This window comes from Actinoplanes sp. NPDC020271 (assembly GCF_044388125.1).
Taxonomy (GTDB): domain Bacteria; phylum Actinomycetota; class Actinomycetes; order Mycobacteriales; family Micromonosporaceae; genus Actinoplanes.
In genome coordinates, this window is sequence record NZ_JBIRWQ010000010.1 from 39285 (window position 1) to 56440 (window position 17156).

The 17156-nt window shown below is 69.7% G+C and carries 13 protein-coding genes; 7 read left to right on the forward strand and 6 right to left on the reverse strand.

The window, feature by feature from the left end; translation table 11 throughout:
* Positions 1 to 71: 71 nt before the first annotated feature.
* The 4 genes from ACH442_RS22655 to ACH442_RS22670 all read right to left on the reverse strand — a co-directional run bounded on the left by ACH442_RS22655 (position 72) and on the right by ACH442_RS22670 (position 4609).
* Positions 72 to 959, reverse strand: a complete 888-nt coding sequence (locus tag ACH442_RS22655; protein WP_396340067.1) for a carbohydrate ABC transporter permease — start codon at positions 957 to 959, stop codon at positions 72 to 74.
* 14 nt (positions 960 to 973) lie between these two features.
* Positions 974 to 1912: a carbohydrate ABC transporter permease gene (locus ACH442_RS22660; RefSeq protein ID WP_396340068.1), complete on the reverse strand. Its 939-nt coding sequence runs from the start codon at positions 1910 to 1912 to the stop codon at positions 974 to 976.
* 56 nt (positions 1913 to 1968) lie between these two features.
* A complete protein-coding gene (locus ACH442_RS22665) occupies positions 1969 to 3351 on the reverse strand; it encodes an ABC transporter substrate-binding protein (protein ID WP_396340069.1) in 1383 nt (460 codons plus the stop codon).
* 262 nt (positions 3352 to 3613) lie between these two features.
* Positions 3614 to 4609: a LacI family DNA-binding transcriptional regulator gene (locus ACH442_RS22670; protein ID WP_396340070.1), complete on the reverse strand. Its 996-nt coding sequence runs from the start codon at positions 4607 to 4609 to the stop codon at positions 3614 to 3616.
* Between the two features lie 187 nt (positions 4610 to 4796).
* On the opposite strand from ACH442_RS22670, the gene ACH442_RS22675 reads away from it, so the two are divergent.
* The 5 genes from ACH442_RS22675 to ACH442_RS22695 all read left to right on the forward strand — a co-directional run bounded on the left by ACH442_RS22675 (position 4797) and on the right by ACH442_RS22695 (position 8955).
* Positions 4797 to 5306 (forward strand): methyl-accepting chemotaxis protein, encoded by a 510-nt coding sequence (locus ACH442_RS22675; protein WP_396340071.1) that lies wholly within the window; start codon positions 4797 to 4799, stop codon positions 5304 to 5306.
* Between the two features lie 129 nt (positions 5307 to 5435).
* Positions 5436 to 5711, forward strand: a complete 276-nt coding sequence (locus ACH442_RS22680; RefSeq protein ID WP_396340072.1) for a YchJ family protein — start codon at positions 5436 to 5438, stop codon at positions 5709 to 5711.
* Between the two features lie 33 nt (positions 5712 to 5744).
* Positions 5745 to 6596 carry a tryptophan 2,3-dioxygenase gene (gene kynA, locus ACH442_RS22685; RefSeq protein WP_396340073.1) on the forward strand — a complete coding sequence of 284 codons (852 nt, stop codon included), beginning with the start codon at positions 5745 to 5747 and terminating at the stop codon, positions 6594 to 6596.
* Positions 6593 to 7810, forward strand: coding sequence for a kynureninase (kynU, locus tag ACH442_RS22690; protein ID WP_396340074.1), 1218 nt, complete (start codon positions 6593 to 6595; stop codon positions 7808 to 7810). The genes kynA and kynU overlap by 4 nt, the downstream gene beginning before the upstream one ends.
* Entirely contained in the window at positions 7807 to 8955 is a 1149-nt protein-coding gene (locus ACH442_RS22695; RefSeq protein WP_396340075.1) for an amidohydrolase, read from the forward strand. Before kynU ends, ACH442_RS22695 begins: the two co-directional genes overlap by 4 nt.
* Positions 8956 to 9194: 239 nt before the next feature.
* Here ACH442_RS22695 and ACH442_RS22700 read toward each other — a convergent pair whose 3' ends face one another.
* Both ACH442_RS22700 and ACH442_RS22705 read right to left on the reverse strand, forming a co-directional pair.
* Positions 9195 to 11336: a bifunctional SulP family inorganic anion transporter/carbonic anhydrase gene (locus ACH442_RS22700; protein WP_396340076.1), complete on the reverse strand. Its 2142-nt coding sequence runs from the start codon at positions 11334 to 11336 to the stop codon at positions 9195 to 9197.
* A gap of 223 nt (positions 11337 to 11559) precedes the next feature.
* Entirely contained in the window at positions 11560 to 12630 is a 1071-nt protein-coding gene (locus ACH442_RS22705) for an NAD-dependent epimerase/dehydratase family protein (protein ID WP_396340077.1), read from the reverse strand.
* A gap of 170 nt (positions 12631 to 12800) precedes the next feature.
* Between ACH442_RS22705 and ACH442_RS22710 the strand changes: the two genes are divergently transcribed.
* Complete coding sequence (locus tag ACH442_RS22710) at positions 12801 to 15368, forward strand: glutamate--cysteine ligase (protein WP_396340078.1); 2568 nt, start codon at positions 12801 to 12803, stop codon at positions 15366 to 15368.
* Positions 15368 to 17155 (forward strand): N-acetylglutaminylglutamine amidotransferase, encoded by a 1788-nt coding sequence (locus tag ACH442_RS22715; RefSeq protein WP_396340277.1) that lies wholly within the window; start codon positions 15368 to 15370, stop codon positions 17153 to 17155. Before ACH442_RS22710 ends, ACH442_RS22715 begins: the two co-directional genes overlap by 1 nt.
* Position 17156: the final 1 nt, after the last annotated feature.

Consider the following 17156-nt stretch of genomic DNA (forward strand, 5'->3'; position numbering starts at 1 on the left):
AAACTCACTTTCTGCGTATTATTGCAGCATTTTTTGCGCTTTGCGGGTCGAGCGAGGGCCCCGGCCCGGGCTCAGCCCTTGACGCTGCCCGCGGTCAGGCCGGACATGATGTTCCGCTGGAAGATCAGGAAGATGATCACGGTCGGGATCGCCGCGATCACCGAAGCCGCGATGATCTCGTTCTGCGACGAGCCACCCGAGAAGGCGTAGATGCCGACGCTGACCGTCCGCGTCTCCGGGGACGGCATGACCAGTTTCGGCCAGAGGAAGTCCTTCCAGACGTAGGTCACGGCAAAGATCGAGACCACGCCGAGAATCGGGCGCGACATCGGCAGGACGATCGACCAGAGCGTGCGCAGCGGACCGGCGCCGTCCACCTGGGCGGCCGCCATCAGCTCGTCCGGGATCGAGTCGAAGAACCGCTTCAGCAGGAAGATGTTGAACGCGTTGGTGACCAGCGGCAGCCAGATCGCGAACGGCGAGTCCAGCATGTTGAGATGCAGGACCGGCAGGTCGATCACGGTCACGTACTGCGGGACGACCAGGACGATGGTCGGGATCATCAGGGTGGCGAGCATCGCGCCGAGGATCACGTTGCCCAGCGCCGGGCGCAGCTTCGAGAAGGCGTACGCCGCGGCGGTGTCCAGGACCAGTTGGAACAGCACCGCGCCCGCCGCGTAGTAGAACGTGTTGAACAACAGCTTGCCCAGGTTCAGGTTCTGCCAGGCGCTGACGTAGTTGCTGAAGTCCGGGTGCCGCGGCCACAGCGTCGGCGGGGTCTGCGCCACCTCCTGACCGGTCTTCAGCGCGCCGGTGACCATCCAGTACAGCGGGCCGATGAAGACCAGGGTGAACCCGAGGACGACGAGCGTCACCAGCGCCCAGTAGAGATACCTGCCCTTGCCGCGCCGTAGCTGCGCCGCCGAGATCAGCGTGCGGGAGCCGGAGTCGTGAGCCATCGTCGTGTCCGTCCTCAATCGTTCTTCGTGGTCAGGCGCAGGTAGAACGCCGAGAAGACGGCCAGGGCCCCGAGCATGATCACGCCCAGCGCCGCGGCGCCGTTGAGATCGTTCTGGAAGAAGCCGTGCTGGTAGATCAGGTACGCCACGGTGGTCGCCGAGTCCTGCGTGCCGGCGCCGTTGGCGAGGATCAGCGGCTCGACGAAGACCTGCATGGTGGCGACGATCTGCATCATCGCGAGCAGGCCGAGGATCAGTTTGGTCTGCGGGATCGTCACGTTCCAGATCCGCCGCCAGAGCCCGGCGCCGTCCAGCTCGGCCGCCTCGTAGAGCTCACCGGGGATGTTCTGCAGCGACGCCAGGTAGATCAGCACCGCGCTGCCCAGGTTCATCCAGGTCGAGGCGAGCACCATGGCCGGCATCGTGGCGCTCGGCGACTGCATCCACTGCGACGTGGGCAGGTGCAGGAACCTGAGGATCGCGTTGAACAGGCCGGCGTCGCTCGGGTCGTACGCGTAGAACTTGAACAGGAACAGCGCCGAGGCCGGGGGCAGCATCACCGGCAGGTAGACCAGGATGCGCAGGTAGCCCTTGGCGTGGCGCAGCTCGTTGAGCAGGATCGCCACGAAGAACGGCACCGCGTACCCGATGACCAGGGCCAGCACGGTGAAGTAGACGGTGTTCCTCCAGGCCGGCCAGAAGCTCGGGTCGGCGAGGATCCGGGTGTAGTTGTCCCAGCCGACCCAGGTGGTCACGCCGCGCCGGGTCCGCTGGAAGCTCATGATGATCCCGCGGACCATCGGGTACCAGGTGAAGACCGCGAAGCAGAGGATCGCGCCGGCCAGGAACGTGTAGCCGGTGAGGTTGTCGCGGATCCGGCGGCCGCGGCGGGCCTTGGCCGGTGCCGCCGCCGCGCTGCGGTCCACCGGCCGGGTGGCGGTGATGATCGCCAAGGGAAGACTCCTGGGAGAGAAGGGGGACGGGGGCCCGGGCCCCCGTCCCGCTCGGATCAGCTGCCGGCGGCCAGCAGCTGGTTGACCTTGTCCTCGGCGGTCTTGAGCAGCGTGTCGATGTTGGCGTTGGGGTCGGTCAGCACCCCGGACATCGCCGAGTCGAGCACCGCGTAGATCGCCTGGGCGTTGGCCGGCTCACCCTTGATCGGGAGCTGCTGCGCCTCGAACTGGGAGTAGATCGAGGGGTCGACGTTCGCGTTCGCCTTGCGCAGGTCGAACTCGGCCTTGGCGGTCGCGCTGTCCTTGGCGAACAACAGCGGCTGCGGCACGCCGACCGGGTAGTTCTGCGGCTTGGCCCGCGGGTAGTCGAACTGGCCCTTGCCGACCGTCAGCTTCTCGTAGGCGACCCACTTCAGCCCGGCCTTGATCTGCGCGTCGGTCAGGCCCTTCTTGAAGAAGTAGCCCTCACCGCCGCCGAGCGTGGCCTTGGCCAGACCGTCCTGACCGGGCAGCGGGGCGACGGCCCAGTCCTCGTACTTGCCCTTGAACTTGGAGACGATCGCCTGGGTGGTGTCCGGCGCGCCGATGAACATGCCGACCTTGCCGGCCGCCGCGTTGGTCAGCAGGTCACCCCACTGCAGGAGCTGGCGGCTGCCCATCGAGTTGTCGGTGTAGCGCATGTCCTTGAGGTTCTGCAGGACCTGCTTGCCCTGGGCGTTGTTGAAGTCGGCCTTCTTGCCGTCCGCGCTCAGGACCTGGCCGCCCTGCGAGTAGATCTCGGCGGTGAAGTGCCAGCCACCGGTGTTGCCGGCGCTGTAGTCGGCGTAACCGGCGACGCTCGGGTCGGCGGCGGCGATCTTCTTGGCCGCGGCGCGGACCTCGGCCCACGTCTTCGGCGGGCTGGCCGGGTCGAGACCGGCCTTCTGGAACAGCACCTTGTTGTAGACCAGGCCCATCGAATAGTTCTTCACCGGCACGGCGTACGTCTTGCCGCCGTCGGTGAAGACGCTCTTGAGCGCCGGGTCGACGTCGTCCCAGGTGCTGATGTTGTCCTTGTTCAGGTACGGCGTGATGTCCGCGGCCTGACCGGAGTCCAGCACCTGCTGCAGGTCGGTCATGTAGCCGTAGAAGACGTCGGTGGTGGTGCCACCGGCGAGGCGGGCGGCGAAGTCCGGCGGGTTGTTGCACTGCGTGCCGACGCTCACGCTCTTGACCGTGATGTCGGGGTTGGCCTGCTGGAACGCGGCGACGTCGGCGTTCCAGTTGGCCAGCAGGTCCTTCTCGGTGCCGACCGGCATGCAGTCGACCGTGATGGTGACCTTGCCGTCGGCACTGGTGCCGTCGTCGTCGCCGCTCTTGGTGGAGCACGCCGCGAGGCTGAGTCCCAGGCCGGCGGCCAGCGCAAACGCCGCGACCCTCCGGTACTGCGGTGCGGACATCTGTCCATCCCTTCGGGAACGGTTATCCAGGACGTTCATTGATCTGCATTGGTTTCTCAGCGTGTGAGTGGAGTCACCGTAGCGAGGCGAACTCGTTTCCGCAAGGTTTCGACTGAGCACTGAAAAGACACGACAAGGTAGTGGCAGATAGTGGTCGACCAGCGGTCTGACTGGGTATGCCGGGATTCCTCCGCCCGGCAGGCACAAAAAAACGGCCGCCCACCGCAAGATGCGGTGGGCGGCCGTCCGGTTTTTGCAGCGCTTACTGCGGGGCCCGCCCCGTGGAGCCGCGAACCACCAGCTCCGGCTCGAAGAGCAGCTCGTCGTGCAGCACGCCGGCCTCCTCGATCTGGCTCACCAGGATGTCGACGGCCGACTGACCCATCGTCTCGATCGGCTGGCGGACCGTCGTCAGCGGTGGATCGGTGCAGGTCATGAACGCGGAGTCGTCGAACCCGACCACCGAGACGTCGGCCGGCACCGACCGGCCGAGGCGGCGCGCGGCCCGGATCGCCCCGAGCGCGAGCACGTCGCTGGCGCAGATGATCCCGGTCGCGCCGCGCTCGATCAGCTTCGTCGCGGCGACCCGCGCACCCTCCATGGAGAAGCTGGAACGCTCCACCCAGGCATCGTCGGCCCAGCCGGCGACCTGGATCATCGCGGCCAGCTTGCGACGCGACGGGATGTGCCCCTCCGGCCCGAGCACCATGCCGATGCGCTCGTGGCCGAGCGACCTCAGATGCCCGAACGCCTGCTCGACCGCGACCGCGTCATCGGTCGACACCCGCGGGAAGCCCAGCTCGTCCACGCCCGCGTTGACCAGCACGACCGGCAGGCCACGGTCGGTCAGCCGCCGGTAGTGCTCGTGCGAGGCGTCGGCCAGCGCGTAGGACCCACCGGCGAAGATGACGCCGGAGACCTGGTGATCGAGGAGCATCTCCACGTAATCCGACTCGGGGACGCCGCCGATCGTGCGCGCGCACAGCGCCGGGGTGAAACCGCGCTGGGCCAGCGACGCGGTCACCACCTCGGCGAGCGCCGGGAAGATCGGGTTCTGCAGCTCGGGCAGCACCAGGCCGACCAGGCGGGCGCGCTCACCGCGCAACTTGGTGGGGCGCTCGTAGCCCAGGACGTCGAGGGCGGTGAGGACCGACGCGCGGGTGGCCTCGGAGACGCCGTCGCGCCCGTTGAGCACCCGGCTGACGGTCGCCTCGCTGACCCCGGCCTTCTTCGCCACCTCGGCAAGACGTTTGGTCACGACGGAATCCTACGTCAGCTTGTTGCAAAAACCGAACTTTTATTTGCGGGATCTCCGGAAATCGACGGCAGTGCTTGCTGGATTTTGCAGGACTCCTCACTGAGGAGGGAGATCGAGCAAAACGCTCCGCGACGGGTGCGCCGGATGGGATGTTGTGAGCTACCGGTAAGAAAGGGATCACCACGACATGACCGACTGGGATCAGAACGACAGCTGGTCGTCCGGCGGCGGCGCCCAGACCGACTGGTCGGCGCAGGACCGGCAGCGGGACTCGGTGCACCGGTTGGCCAACGTGAGCAACGACATGGCCACCGCCACCCAGGCCGCGGTGCGGGCGGCCGAGACCGCCGTGCAGGTGATCCAGCGACTCGAGGCGAGCAGCACCGAGATCGGCAAGGTCGTCCAGCTCATCGCGACGATCGCCAAGCAGACCAACCTGCTGGCGCTCAACGCCACCATCGAGGCGGCGCGGGCCGGCGATGCGGGCCGCGGCTTCGCCGTCGTGGCGAGCGAGGTCAAGGACCTCGCCAACGAGACCGCCACCGCGACCAGTGAGATCGGCACCCAGGTCGGCGGGATCCGCAACGACACGCAGAACGCGGTCGACGCGATCGAGGAGATGCAGGGCCTCATCGAGGAACTGGACCGCTGCCAGAAAGTGATCAGTGGGATCGTCGTGGAGCAGCAGGCCGGCTGAGGAAGACTGTCCGGCATGGCAGGCAAGCGAACACCGCGCGCGAGGGCATGTCCGTGCGGCTCACCGACGTACGCGCAATGTTGTGGTCCTTTGCACGACGGCAAGCCGGCGGAGAACCCGCGAGATCTCATGAAGTCGCGCTTCAGCGCGTTCGCCCTCGACCTGACCGATTACGTGCTGGCGACCTGGCATCCGGACACCCGCCCGGCCACCCTGGAGAGTGATCCCGGCCTGCGGTGGGTACGCCTCGAGGTGCTGGAGAGCACCGGCGGCACGCTTTTCGACGCGGAGGGAACGGTCACGTTCCGTGCGCACTTCCGGGAGGACGGCACCCCGGGCGTGCTGGACGAGACGAGCAGGTTCGTCCGGCACAACGCCCGCTGGGTCTACCACAGCCCGGTGTGATCTCCTGTTCTGAAACAGAGGTAGGTGATCACCATGTCGGCAGTGCGGCCGATCGAGGACGGGATCGTCAAGGACTTCAAGGTCAATCTCTCGTACGGGGCATATCTGCACCTCGATGAGATCCTGAACGCCCAGCACCCGGTGAGCGTGCCCGAGCACCACGACGAGCTGCTCTTCATCCTGCAGCATCAGACGTCCGAGCTCTGGCTGAAACTGGTCATTCACGAGCTGCGGGCGGTGCTGGCGCATCTCGCCAAGGACGAGCTGAGACCGGCACTCAAGGGCCTGGCCCGGGTCAAGCACATCCAGCGCACGCTGACCGAGCAGTGGTCGGTGCTGGCGACGCTGACCCCGACCGAGTACGCGCAGTTCCGCAGCTTCCTCGGCACGTCGTCGGGCTTCCAGTCCTACCAGTACCGGGCGGTCGAGTTCCTGCTCGGCAACAAGGACCGCCGGATGCTGCAGATCTTCCACGACCAGCCGGAGGCCCACGCGCTGCTCGACGACCTGCTCGGCACGCCCAGCGTCTACGACGAGTTCCTGCGCTACCTGGCCCGGCACGGGCACCCGGTCCCCGCGGCGGTCCTGGACCGGGACGTCACCGAGGCGTGGTCGTTCACCGAGGAACTCGTCCCGGTCTTCACGACGATCTACGAGAAGGCCGAGCAGCACTGGGAGGCCTACGAGGCCTGCGAGGAACTCGTCGACCTGGAGGAGAACTTCCAGCTCTGGCGCTTCCGGCACCTCAAGACGGTGGAACGCACGATCGGCTTCAAGCGCGGGACGGGCGGCTCCAGCGGGGTCAACTTCCTGAAGGCGGCTCTCGATCTGACATTCTTCCCGGAGCTGTATGCCGTACGCACCGAGATCGGAGTCCCCCGTTGACCTTGCTCGATCGGGCCGCCGCCCTGGACGCCGCCGACCCGCTGGCGTCGTTCCGGGACAGGTTCCTGCCGGCGCCGTCGGTCGTCTCCTACCTCGACGGCAACTCGCTGGGCCGGCCCCTGGCCGCGACCGCCGAGCTGATGGACGACTTCGTCCGCGACCAGTGGGGCGGGCGGCTCATCCAGGGCTGGACCGACGGCTGGCTGGAGTGGCCGCTCACCCTCGGTGACCGGCTCGGCTCGATCGCGCTGGGTGCCGCGCCCGGCCAGACCGTGGTCGCCGACTCGACCACGGTGCTGCTCTACAAGCTGGCACGGGCCGCGGTCGACGCGCGACCCGGCCGGCGCAAGGTCGTCCTGGACACGGACAACTTCCCCACCGACCGGTACGTGCTGGAGGGCATCGCCGCCGAGCGCGACCTGGACCTGGTGTGGATCTCCACGGACCCCACCGCCGGCGTTCTGCCCGATCAACTTCGGGACGTGCTCGACGAGGACACGGCGCTCGTCCTGTTCTCGCAGGTGGCGTACCGGTCGGGCTGGCTCGCCGACGTGCCGCGGATCAACCGGATCGCGCACGAGGCCGGCGCGCTGACCCTGTGGGACCTGTGCCACTCGGCCGGCTCGGTGCCGATCGAACTCGACGCGTGGGGCGTGGACCTGGCCGTCGGCTGCTCCTACAAGTACCTCAACGGCGGGCCGGGCGCGCCCGCGTTCGCCTACCTGCGCTCGTCGCTGCAGGACTCGGTGCGCCAGCCGATCCAGGGCTGGATGGGCCACCGCGCGGCATTCGAGATGGGCCCCGGCTACGAGGCCGCGTCCGGCATCCGTGCCCTGCTCAGCGGCACCCCGCCGATCCTCGCCATGGTCCCGCTGCACGCCAGCCTGGACATGCTCGCGTCGGCCGGGATCGACGCCGTCCGGGCCAAGTCGCTACTGCTCACCGACTTCGTCCTGGAACTGGCCGACGAGTGGCTGGTCCCGCTCGGCGTCGAGATCGTCAGCCCGCGCGACCCGGAACGCCGCGGCGGCCACATCACGCTGCGCCGGCCCGGCTTCGAACAGCTGCTGGAACCGCTCTGGGCGGCCGGTGTCATCCCCGACTACCGCCGGCCCGACGGGCTGCGGATCGGGCCGGCGCCGCTGAGCACCAGCTTCACCGAGGTCCATCAGGGTCTTGCCGTCCTCCGCGACCTCGTCGAGAAGCACCGGTGACCACTCCACCCACGCCCGCCGGCTCCTGCGCCCCGAGCCCCTGCGGCGGTGCGGGCTGCGGCGGCGACAACTGCTTTGCCCGTACGGCCCGGGCCGCGCTCCCCGGCGAGCCCCGGCCGACCGTGACCCGGGTGCCGGAGTCCCGTGTCGACTGGCTGACCGCCGACGCGATCTGGTGGGGTGGCCGCGTCCGCAAAGGCGTGGCGCTGCGCGTCGCCCCGGACGGAGTGGTCAAGCCCGTCCCCGCCGAGCTGGCCCCGCCCGACGGGGTCCGCCGTTTCCCCGGCGCGCTCCTCCCGGGGCTGGTCGATGCCCACGTGCACTCGGCCCTGGTCGACCTGGCCACCGTCCGGGCCGGTGGTGTCGCCGGCGTCTGGGACCTCGGCGGCAACCCGGCGCAGGTGCAGAAGCTCGCCGGTTCGGGGAATCCGCGGCTGCCCCGGATCCGCTATGCGGGACCGTTCCTGATCGCGCCGGGCGGCTATCCGAGCGACCGCGCCTGGGCGCCCGCCGGAAGCCGGCGGGAGATCATCTCTCCCGCCGACGCGGGCACCGCCGTGGCCGAGGCCTGGTCCGCCGGAGCCGGCCTGATCAAGGTCACCGCCCACGCCGCCGGCCCGATGCTGCCCCAGCCCACGCTGCGCGCCCTGGTCGAAGCGGCGCACGCCGCCGAACTGCCGGTGGTCATCCACGCCGAGGGCCCCGGCACGGTGGCCGCGGCCTTCGACGCCGGCGCCGACCTGCTGGCCCACACCCCGTGGACCGAACCCCTCCCGGACAGCCTGATCCGCGCCTGCGCCGCCCGGATGACCTGGATCAGCACCCTGGACATCCACGGCTGGGGTGACCCGGACCCGGCCCGCGAGGTGGCCGTCGGCAACCTGCGGCGCTTCGTCGAACACGGCGGAACCGTCCGCTACGGGACCGACCTCGGCAACGGCCCGCTGGTCCCGGGCGTCAACCCGCGCGAGCTGCGGGCGCTGCGGGCGGCCGGCCTCACCCCGGACGAGATCCTCACGTCCATGACCGAACCCACCGGCCCCGGGATCACCTGGATCCCGGGCGGCCTCGACCTGTCCCCCGACACGTTCGCCGACTCCCTGGCCACCGCCCGAGTCCTCGACGACACGGTCCACCCCCGCTAGGTTCCGTCCCGCGGGTCACGGGGAGCGAGGCGAGGTGCAGGTGGTGCCGGTGCCGGCCGGGCCACGCCGCAGCCCCGCGTGATCCGGGACAGAATCCGGGGATCCGGGCCGCCCGCCCGCGCCGGCTCCCGGCCGGCCCGCACCGTGGTGCTCAAGGACGGACAACCACGATGGGAACCGGCCGGGGCGGTGAGTCGCGGCACCCCGCCGACCAGCACCTACCTCGCGTGGCGGGGTGGTCAGGCGGCGGGGGTCTCGACGGGGCGGCGGACGCCGAGGACGGGGTCGACCTCGTACATCCGAGCTTCGGCGAGGTCGAAGTACATGCCGGTCAGGCGGAGGCGACCGGCCGACTCCGCGGCCCGGACCACGGGGTGGGTCCGCAGATTCGCCAGCTGCTGGACCACGTTCTCGGTGCAGCAGCGCTCCTCGTCGGCCGGGTCGGAGAAGTCGGCGCCGGACAGGCCGAGCCAGTCACCGAGCGCGGACCCGGGGGCCGTCGCGCCGGACATCAGCGCCCGGACCGCGCCGCAGCCGGAGTGGCCGCAGACCGTGATCGTGGTGACGCCGAGGACGTCGACGGCGTACTCGACGGCCGCCCCGACCGAGGAGTCACCCGGCGGCGAGGACGGACCCGGCCGGTACGCCGGGACCAGGTTGCCGACGTTGCGGACGCAGAACAGGTCGCCCGGTCCGCTGGCGGTGATCAGGTTCGGCACGAGGCGGGAGTCCGCGCACGTGATGAAGAGCTGCTCGGGGCGTTGCCCGTCGCGGGCCAGGGCGGCCAGGTGCGGGCGGACCATCGGGGCGACGCTGCGTTCGAACTCGGCGATGCCGGCCGCCATCGCGTCGCGCCGCTGCTCGTTGATGCCCTGCCAGCGGGACCACGAGCCGAGCAGGCGCGGGGTGCTCTTGCCACCGCCGAGGCGCCCGGAGGTGGCCCGGTGGAACCACGAGTCGTGCACTTCGTGGATGTGGACGCGGCCGCCGGACCGGACGTACGCCGATTCCCAGCTCTTGATCGTCTCGAAGGCACCATGGTCGAGGTAGTCGAGGTGCAACTCCACCTCGACGTCCCCGCCGGGCGGGATCGCGCCGAACTCGCGGGTCAGTCTGGCCGACTCGATGAACGCGAGGGTGCCGCTGATCGTGACGAGCCACGCGTCCGGTCCGCGCTGCACGGTGCGGATCTCGCATCGGGTCAGGCGCCAGAGGATGAGGACCGCGGCGGTCACCATGCCGAGCGCCACGCCCGTGAGCAGGTCGACGAAGACAACCCCCAAGGCGGTCACCGCGTACGTCGGTAGCTCCCCGTGCCGGGCGTAGGTGCGGATCTGCGCGAGGTTGATCAGCTTCACCCCGACCACGATCAGCACCGCGGCGAGCACGGCCATCGGGATCATCTCCAGCAGCGACGCGCAGAGCAGCACGAACACCGCGATCCAGACGCCGTGCAGGATCGCCGACGCCCGGGTCCTGGCGCCGGCCGCGACATTGGTCGAGCTGCGGACGATCACGCCGGTGACCGGCAGACCGCCGAGCAGGCCGGAGACGGTGTTGGCGGTGCCCTGAGCGACCAGCTCCTTGTCGAGCCGGGCGCGCGGCCCGTCGTGCATCTTGTCCACGGCGACCGCGGAGAGCAGCGACTCCACGCTGGCGACCAGCGCGATGGTGAACACCGCGACGGTGATCCGGTGAATCGGCGCGTCCGGCCAGGCCGGGGTGATCAGCTCCGCGAGCGGCTCCTCCGGCAGGTCGACCCGGACCACGTCGGCGCCCCAGACCGCGGCGAGCGTCGTCACCCCGACGACCGCGACCAGGGCGGCCGGCAGCACGGAGACCTTCACCACCCGCGGCCAGAGCACCAGGATGCCCACGGTGAGCAGACCGAGCAGAGCGGCCGGCCCGTGGTGGTCGACGATCTGGGCCGGCAACTGCCGGAGGTTGTCCCAGGCGTTGCTGTGCGGTGCTCCGCCGAGCAGCACGTGGACCTGGCCGAGGGCGATGACCAGGCCGATACCGGCCAGCATGCCGTGCACGACGGCGGGCGAGAGGGCGAGGGCGGCGCGTCCCAGGCGGGAGACGCCGAGCAGGATCTGGACGATTCCGGCGGCGGCCACGATCGCGGCGGTGCCGGCGAACCCGAAGTCCGCCACGGCTCCGGCCACGATCACGGTCAGACCGGCGGCCGGGCCGCTGACCTGCAATGGGGCGCCACCGAGGGCGCCTGCGACGATGCCGCCGACAACCGCGGCGACCAACCCCGCCAGCAGCGGGGCTCCGGATGCCGCGGCGATACCCAGGGACAACGGGATGGCGATCAGGAAAACGACGATGGACGCCGGCAAGTCCCGGCGCAACAACTGCGTCAAGTCGGACATTAGGTAAAAATACTCAAAAATCATTAACTGCGGATTAGGAGACGCGTACTTCCAGGTAAACCACAGCGATTTGCCGACACATTCTCAGCCAGCGGGAGAAAGTCGCACACCGTGTGCGCCGCCGCGATAAACGTGCCCCGGAAATGGGAAAAGGGCCTCGCGGCCCTTTTCGTGGAACAGATCCGGAAACTATGCCTGACTGCTGCGCTACCCTCCGCGCGCGCTATGCCTTCCAGACGTCCTGGTTCGCCTCGTACATCTCGCGAAGGATCGCCGGAACGTCGTAGGTCAGCTTCCACTCGGGGTAATGCTCCTCGAAGCGGGCGGTGCTGCTGACCCACCACTGGTGGTCGCCGATCCGGTTCTCGTCGACGTATTCGGTGTTCGCCTCGATGCCGGTGATCTCCGAGGCGATGCTGAACGCCTCGAGCACGCTGCAGTGCGAGTGCCGGCCGCCGCCCATGTTGTAGACCTCGGCGACCCGCGGCGCCTTCTGGAACGCCTCGAACGCCGAGACCAGGTCGTGCGAGTGGATCGCGTCGCGGATCTGCTTGCCCTTGTAGCCGTAGATCTTGTAGAGCCGGCCCTCCATGACGCAGCGCATCACGTACGCCAGGAAGCCGTGCAGTTCGGCCGCCGAGTGACCGGGACCGGTCAGCGTGCCACCCCGGAACACCGCAGTGGGCATGTCGAAATAGCGCCCGTACTCCTGGACCATGACGTCGGCGGCCACCTTGCTGGCGCCGAAGATCGAGTGCAGGCTGCTGTCGATCGACATGGTCTCGTCGATGCCGTCGAACCACTTGTGGTCCTCCGGCAGCTCCCAGCGGGTCGCCTTCTCGATCAGCGGCAGGGAGTTCGGCGTGTCGCCGTACACCTTGTTGGTCGAGGTGAAGATGAACGGCGCCTCGATCGCGTGCCGGCGCGCCGCCTCCAGCATGTTGAGCGTGCCGACGGCGTTGACGTCGAAGTCGGTGAACGGCTCGCGGGCGGCCCAGTCGTGGCTCGGCTGCGCAGCGGCGTGAATGACCAGACCGATGTTCTTCCCGTACTCCGCGAAGAGCCGGCCCAGGCCCTCGCGGTCGCGGATGTCCAGCGAATAGTGCGTGTACTTGGCGCCGAGGTCCTTCGTGAGGCGGTCCAGGTTCCACTTGGTGGAGCCGTCCGCGCCGAAGAAATAGCCGCGCATGTCGTTGTCGACACCGACCACGTCCATGCCGAGGGCGGCGAAGTGACGGACCGACTCCGATCCGATGAGACCGGCCGAGCCGGTGATGACGACGACGCTGCCCATCAGGACCTCCGCTGGTTGTGGGTGCCGACCCAGGAGGTTACCCGTAGCGACGGGGGCTCCTCGGCACCGGGCGATCACGATGCTTGGCGAGCGCCGGAAATGGGCACGTCACACATCTGCCACAACCGATCGAAACGCTGGGCGGAGTTCACCACATGAAGGCGGTCGCTATGACGGAGTCCCTTCCGGCGCTGAAATCCCCCACGCCCGACGCCCCCGACTCGCTCACTCTCGGTGCCGAGGAGGAGCTGCACGTGGTCGACCTGGCCACGCGCGAGCTCGTACCGCGGGCGCCCGAGGTGCTCGACCGGCTCGACCCGGAGCATTTCTCGGCCGAGCTGCACCGCTCGGTCGTGGAGACGAACACGCCGGTCAGCACCACCCTGGACGGTCTGCGTGAGGGCATCACGGCCCGGCGCCGTGCCGCGATCGGGGTGGCCGAGTCACTCGGGCTCGGCCTGGTCGCGGCCGGAACGGTCCCGCTGGTCGACGTCGACGCGCTGGAGGTCACCCCGACGACCCGGTACCGCCGGATGCTCAGCGAGTACCAGATGCTCGTCCGTGAGCAGCTGATCTGCGGGGCCCAGGTGCACGTCGGCGTGCCCGACCGGGACGAGGCGGTCTCGGTCGCGCAGCGCGTCTCGCCGTCTCTGCCGGTGCTGCTGGCCCTCTCGACCAGTTCCCCGTTCTGGATGGGTGAGGACTCGGGGTACGCCAGCTCCCGTTCCCTGGTCTGGACGCGCTGGCCGACCGCCGGGGACAGCGGCGCGCTGCACTCCGCCGAGGAGTTCGACATGCTGGTCAACGACCTGATCGCGTCCGGGACGATCAGCGACCCGAAGATGGTCTACTTCGACGTGCGCCCGTCCGCGCACGTGCCCACCGTGGAGCTGCGGGTCACCGACGCCTGCCCGGACGTGGACACCGTGGTGCTGCTGGCCGGCCTGTTCCGGGCCCTGGTCCACCGCGCCCAGGAGGAACACCGGGCCGGGAAGCCGCTGCCTCCGGCCCGTCCGCCGCTGCACCGGGCCGCGATGTGGCGGGCGGCGCGCTCCGGCCTGGAGGGCGACCTGCTCGACCTGCCCCGCTCGCCGGTGCCCGTGCCCGCCGCCGTCGCGGTCGAGCACCTGGTCGGCGAGTTGCGCCCGCACCTGGAGGCCCTCGGCGACTGGGAGCAGGTCTTCGATCTGTCGGTACGGGCGTTGAGCACCGGCAGTTCGGCATCCCGCCAGCGGCGTGCCCTGGCCCGGCGCGGCCGGATCGCCGACGTCGTCGACCTGCTGGTGGCCGAGACGCGGGGCGGCGCCGCGACGAGCGACCCGGTGACGCTCGGCGGGGTCAGCCCGTACGCGGCCGCGGGCGACGAGGCGTTCCCGGGCGAGGTCATGCCGGAGTACACCGGGATCGTCCCGGTGCTGACCGCGCTCGGCGCGACCGGTCTGCGGCACCGCGAGGACGCGCGCGACGAGGAGCAGCGGGCCAACGGGGTCACGTTCAGTGTCGCCGGCGAGGCGGCCACCCGGCTCTTCCCGTTCGACCTGGTTCCGCGCGTGGTCCCGGCCGACGACTGGGCGAGCCTGCAGACGGGGCTGACCCAGCGCGTACGGGCGTTGAACGCGTTCCTGGCCGACGTCTACGACCAGCGTCAGATCGTCACCGACGGCGTCGTGCCGGAATGGGTGATCGACGGCTCCCCCGAACTGCGGGCCAGTGGCGCGCTGGTGTCCGGCGCGGCGATCCGCGCCCAGGTGGCCGGCGTCGACCTGGTCCGGGACGCGGACGGCAAGTGGTGCGTGCTGGAGGACAACCTGCGGGTGCCGTCCGGGATCGCGTACGCGATGCAGAACCGCCGGCTGACCGAGAGCATCCTGCCCGAACTGCCGCGCCCGGCCGGCCTGATCCCGGTCGAGGACACCCCGCGCCTGCTGAAGGAGGCGCTGCTGGCCGCGTCCCCGCTGGACGACCCGGCGCTGGTCGTGCTCAGTCAGGGCCCGGACGACTCGGCCTGGTTCGAGCACCGGATGCTGGCCGAGGCGATGGGTGTCCCGGTGGTCCGCAGCACCGAGCTGTTCGTCGAGGGCGGCCGCGTGCACCGGCTGCGGGACGGCAAGCGGTACCCGGTCGACGTCGTCTACCTGCGGATGGGCGAGGACAGCCTGGTGCACTCCCCCGGCGCGGACGGGATGCCGCTGGGTCCGAGCCTGGTGGCCGCGCTGCACGCCGGGACGGTCACGCTGGCGAACGCCCTCGGGAACGGGATCGGGGACGACAAGGCCGTCTACGCGTACGTGCCGAAGATGATCGAGTTCTACCTGGGTGAGAAACCGCTGCTGGCGGATGTGCCGACCTACCTGTGCGGGCTTCCGGGCCAGCTGTCGGAGGTGCTGTCCCGGCTGGACGAGCTGGTCTGCAAGCCGGTCGACGGCTACGGCGGGGACCGGATCGTGATCGGCCCGCACGCCACCGCCGACGAGCTGGACGCGCTGCGCCGGCAGATCCGGACCGCCCCGCACCGCTGGGTCGCCCAGGAGCTGGTCCGGCTCTCCACCCACCCGGTCTTCGACGGGCACCAGCTCGCGCCGCGGCACGTGGATCTGCGCGCCTTCGTCTTCAGCGGCGCCGGTGAGCCCGTCGTCGCGCCGGCCGCGCTGACCCGGGTGGCCCCGGCCGGCTCCATGATCGTCAACTCGTCGCGCGGCGGCGGGTCCAAGGACACCTGGCTATTGGGAGGCGAATGATGTGTGGCATAGCCGGAGAACTGATCTACTCCAAGCGCGGGTACGGCGATCGAGCCGCCGACGTGGAATCAGTCCGCCGGATGCTGACCTCGATGGCGTCCCGCGGCCCGGACGGCGAGGGCGTCTGGGAGCACCAGCGGATCGTTCTCGGCCACCGGCGGCTGAAGATCATCGACCTGAGCGAGAACGGCGCGCAGCCGATGACCGACGACGAACTCGGGCTGACCGTGGTCTTCAACGGCTGTGTCTACAACTACCGTGAGCTGCGGGAGGAACTGCAGGGGCACGGCTACCGCTTCTTCTCCACCTCGGACACCGAGGTGATCCTCAAGGCGTACCACCGGTGGGGCGCGGACTGCGTCACGCACTTCCTCGGGATGTTCGCCTTCGCGGTCGCCGAGCACGACTCGGGGACGGTCGTGCTGGCCCGCGACCGGCTCGGGATCAAGCCGCTCTACCTGGCCGAGACGCCGGGCGGGGTGCGCTTCGCGTCGACGCTGCCGGCGCTGCTCGCGGCCGGCGGGGTGGACACCACCATCGACAAGGTGGCATTGCAGCACTACATGACGTTCCACTCGGTCGTGCCGGCGCCGCGGACCATCCTCTCCGGGATCCGGAAACTGCCGCCCGCGACGGTACGGGTGATCCGGGCCGACGGCGCGGTCACGGATCGCTGCTACTGGGAGGCGGACTTCCGGCGTACGGCGTCGATCGCCCCTGATGAATTCGCGGCCGCCGTGCGGGAGAAGCTCGATCTCGCCGTGCGACGGCGCATGGTCGCCGACGTGCCGGTCGGCGTGCTGCTCTCCGGCGGCCTCGACTCCAGCCTCATCGTGGCGCTCCTGGCCGAGCAGGGACAACACGGGCTGACCACGTTCAGCATCGGGTTCGAGCCGGCCGGCGGGGAGAGCGGCGACGAGTTCGTCTACTCGGACCTGATCGCCAAGCAGTTCGACACCGAGCACCACCAGATCAGGATCGGACACGATCGTTTCCTCCCGGCCGTGGACCGCACCGTCGCGGCGATGAGTGAACCGATGGTCAGCCACGACTGCATCGCGTTCCACCTGCTCAGTGAAGATGTCGCGAAACAGGTCACGGTGGTGCAGTCCGGGCAGGGGGCGGACGAGATCTTCGCCGGCTACAGCTGGTACCCGCCACTCGCCGGGATCGCCCGGGAACGGGCTGTCGAGGCGTACGCGCAAGAGTTCTTCGACCGGCCGCACAGCGACCTGTCGCGGCAGCTCAACCCGGCCTGGCACCTCGACCGGGACCACGCGCGCGAGTTCGTGGCGGAAAGCTTCGGACGGCCCGGCGCGGAGACCGCGGTCGATGCCGCACTACGGATCGACTCGCAGGTGATGCTCGTCGACGATCCGGTCAAAAGGGTCGACAACATGACCATGGCGTGGGGCCTCGAAGCTCGCGTACCCTTCCTCGATCACGAGTTGGTCGAGCTCGCCGCGGCCTGCCCACCCGAGCTGAAACTCGCGTCGGACGGCAAAGGGGTGCTCAAGGACGCCGCCCGTGGCCTCGTGCCCGACGAGGTGATCGACCGCACGAAGGGCTATTTCCCGGTTCCCGGGATCCGGCATCTGGAGGGCGAGATGCTGGCGAAGGTGCGCGACGCGCTGCACGCCCCCGAGGCGCGGCACCGCGGGTTGTTCCGGCCGGAGTACGTCGAGGCGCTGCTCGCCGACCCGAACACGCCGCGGACCACCCTCGGGGCCAACCAGCTGTGGCAACTCGCGCTGCTGGAGATGTGGTTGCAGGACAAGAAGCTTTAGG

What these genes read in the sequence shown, in the direction of transcription:
- ACH442_RS22705 (WP_396340077.1), bottom strand. Translation starts at nt 12,630, where the DNA reads ATGGGCAGCGTCGTCGTCATCACCGGCTCGGCCGGTCTCATCGGATCG.
- ACH442_RS22710 (WP_396340078.1), top strand. Translation starts at nt 12,801, where the DNA reads ATGACGGAGTCCCTTCCGGCGCTGAAATCCCCCACGCCCGACGCCCCC.
- ACH442_RS22700 (WP_396340076.1), bottom strand. Translation starts at nt 11,336, where the DNA reads ATGTCCGACTTGACGCAGTTGTTGCGCCGGGACTTGCCGGCGTCCATC.
- ACH442_RS22715 (WP_396340277.1), top strand. Translation starts at nt 15,368, where the DNA reads ATGTGTGGCATAGCCGGAGAACTGATCTACTCCAAGCGCGGGTACGGC.
- kynA (WP_396340073.1), top strand. Translation starts at nt 5,745, where the DNA reads ATGTCGGCAGTGCGGCCGATCGAGGACGGGATCGTCAAGGACTTCAAG.
- ACH442_RS22665 (WP_396340069.1), bottom strand. Translation starts at nt 3,351, where the DNA reads ATGTCCGCACCGCAGTACCGGAGGGTCGCGGCGTTTGCGCTGGCCGCC.
- ACH442_RS22680 (WP_396340072.1), top strand. Translation starts at nt 5,436, where the DNA reads ATGAAGTCGCGCTTCAGCGCGTTCGCCCTCGACCTGACCGATTACGTG.
- ACH442_RS22655 (WP_396340067.1), bottom strand. Translation starts at nt 959, where the DNA reads ATGGCTCACGACTCCGGCTCCCGCACGCTGATCTCGGCGGCGCAGCTA.
- ACH442_RS22675 (WP_396340071.1), top strand. Translation starts at nt 4,797, where the DNA reads ATGACCGACTGGGATCAGAACGACAGCTGGTCGTCCGGCGGCGGCGCC.